At 32.7% G+C, this 2,473-nt stretch carries 2 protein-coding genes and 1 pseudogene; 2 read left to right on the top strand and 1 reads right to left on the bottom strand.

Annotation, left to right across the window (positions count from 1 at the left end; all coding sequences use genetic code 11):
* The first annotated feature begins 130 nt into the window (after positions 1-130).
* Complete coding sequence (locus V7083_RS22730; protein ID WP_335482369.1) at positions 131-607, top strand: hypothetical protein; 477 nt, start codon at positions 131-133, stop codon at positions 605-607.
* Positions 608-790: 183 nt separating this feature from the next.
* On the opposite strand, the pseudogene V7083_RS22725 reads toward V7083_RS22730, so the two are convergent.
* Positions 791-1,775: pseudogene (locus V7083_RS22725) on the bottom strand (DUF3231 family protein).
* Between the two features lie 265 nt (positions 1,776-2,040).
* On the opposite strand from V7083_RS22725, the gene V7083_RS22720 reads away from it, so the two are divergent.
* Positions 2,041-2,473: MarR family transcriptional regulator (locus tag V7083_RS22720; RefSeq protein WP_335482367.1), on the top strand; the 433-nt coding region annotated here is incomplete at its 3' end.

The following is a 2,473-nucleotide window of genomic DNA, read 5'->3' as shown; positions in this document are numbered from 1 at the left end:
AAGAAAAAGAAAAAATGAAAAAAAGTTTGCGTCTCTTTGGAACTAAACAGGTGTTAATAAACAGATAAATAATGTAAGTTTCGGTTAAACTGTCAAAGAAAATATTTATCAAAACCTTGGGGGTAGTATCATGAAAAGATCAAAATGGTTCTATATTACTTTACTGATTCTCCCATGGCTAACAGTACCATTTATGGGTCGAAAATCATTCCAAAAATATATCCCAGCCTCCCTATTTATCTCTACTTTTACCAAGGCAATAGACTTATTTGGTGAAAAGAGAAAATGGTGGAGATTTTATAAAGCGGTAACACCTTTGGAAAGTATGACTTTTTTTAATTTTGGTCCCTATCTTATTACAAGCCTGTGGATATTAAAACTGACTTTTGGTAAATTCCCATTGTATTTCATATCAAATTTAATTCTTCATATTTGTTTTATTTTTATAGGTGGAGTAAAATTAGTGGACCGTTTTAAAATATTTACATTGGGGAAATTAACAAAATACCAATACTTAATGATCCATTTATTAAGGGCATTACTACTTTATGGTTTCCAATACATAATTAATATAAGTCAGAATACAAATAAACCTCAACTCAAGTAATAATGGTGGGCATTAATCAAAATAAAAGTTATTTCCTTTTAAAATATAGTGCAATTTCACTTAAAGTAATGTATGAAAAGGGATCGCGTTGTGGTGATCCCTTTTAGTTATTAAGTTAACGTTTTGGGAGAAGGATTTCTAGAATATAAAATGCCCAACCGATTGGAAGGGCGTGCACTTCTATTACTTTTTTTTGGCAATTTCTGACCTATTGGGGGCAAGCGGAGGTTGTTCTAACCATTTATTATTTACNNGTAACTAAAAGATTTTGTATGATAGTTGCCTCATAAGTGGTAACTAAGTCTGTTCTCATGGATGTTGCAAGGCCTGCTCCATGATAGGTTTGTGCTGCTTGAAACAGAAATCCCATGTGATACATTAATAACTTATCAGAAAATGGAGAGTCAGTTGAAATGGTCACTTCTGTTTCCAATGATTTTGGAACTGGTAAATTATCAGCTTGGAGTATTTTTGCTAATGCTTTTATTTGTCCATCAGCAGTTTTCTCAGATTCAGATAAAAATTCTCTTACTTCTTTAGATTCTGCCACCTGGCTGAATGCAATAGAAAGGGTTTTAGCAATAATACTTTTTTTCAGATTTAAAGAAATTGAAATGATTTCTGTAGCAGTAAGCGTTCTACCCTTTCCAAAGATACCATCTTTGAAATCATGGCTTGTAATTAATTGCGGTTGTTCATATGCATAGAATAATGGGTCTCTCTGAAAAAGTCCTTTATTCAGCAAAAGCTCAATCGTTTGGTGATACATCTTTTTCCCATCATGATCACATGAGTCGTAAAAATCCCTTAAGTCTTTTCTAACAGAAATGCTAAATGCAGTGATATGCCCTAATAATCCATGTAATGTCATGACATGTAAATAGTTTAGGCAAAATGCATCTGAAAACAATCTCTGTTTGCCTATATATAGGTCAGACTCATTAAATCCAATTGGAACAGGAAACCCTTCATTCTCAATAAAAGTGATCATTTGTTTCTTTTGTTTTTCGAATGTTTTGATAGCATCATTAAAAACGGCTTTTATTGCTTCATCTTCAATAGTGGAGTACATATATTTCATTACCAGATCAATCGCTGTTCCGTTTACATACTCGCCCCATAGAGAACCAATTTCTGAAGATGTTAATTTAAATTTTTCCGTATCCATATTTTCACCTCTCTAGTATTATTTCCTGATTTCAAAAGTTATACGATTTTTTCTGGTTTAACTATTGCTTGATGCAATTTTCTATGGATTATCCACAAAAAAACGAAAATATTGGTATCTTTAATGTTGCCACTTTTTTCTGCTTTTTTTCTAAAGATGAATAAAAAGGGAACATTATGAAAATTACTTTGAAAAACGATATATATTCGGTATTATTTTTATATTGTTGAAATTGAATATGCACTAACGAGTGGGGGGACAGTCCATGAACAAAGAAGACCAGGTGATCATGGGGGTCAGAGATTTATTTAACAAGATGGTTTGGCTTAATAAACATAAAATGGAAGACAGTCTTAAGGGATATAAGCCTTCTGAAGTGCATTGTATCGAATACATAGGAAGGAATGTAGATTCCAACGTGACAAAACTTGCTGAGTCCTTTTATATGACTAGGAGTGCTATCAGTAAAATAACGAAGAAACTCATGGAAAAAGGCTTAATTGAAAGCTATCAGAGACCGGATAATAAGAAAGAAATTTACTTTAAGCTTACTGGGAAAGGGAAAGAAATTTATAAAATCCATGAGGAATTGCACAAAGAATTTCGAGAGCGGGATCAAGCCGTATTTGAGCAGGTAACCGAGGAGCAATTTAACAGTATCCTTAGCTTCGTGGAAAAGTATAGCAAACATTTAGATG

The sequence above is a fragment of the Bacillus sp. JJ1764 genome, assembly GCF_036962145.1.
In the GTDB taxonomy this organism is placed as follows: domain Bacteria; phylum Bacillota; class Bacilli; order Bacillales; family Cytobacillaceae; genus Neobacillus.
Note: the sequence above shows the minus strand (reverse complement) of the source record. Positions and strands in the feature narration are given on the sequence as shown.

Bases quoted from the DNA above. Each gene is read 5' to 3' on its own strand.
- V7083_RS22730 (WP_335482369.1), top strand. From the start codon at position 131: ATGAAAAGATCAAAATGGTTCTATATTACTTTACTGATTCTCCCATGG.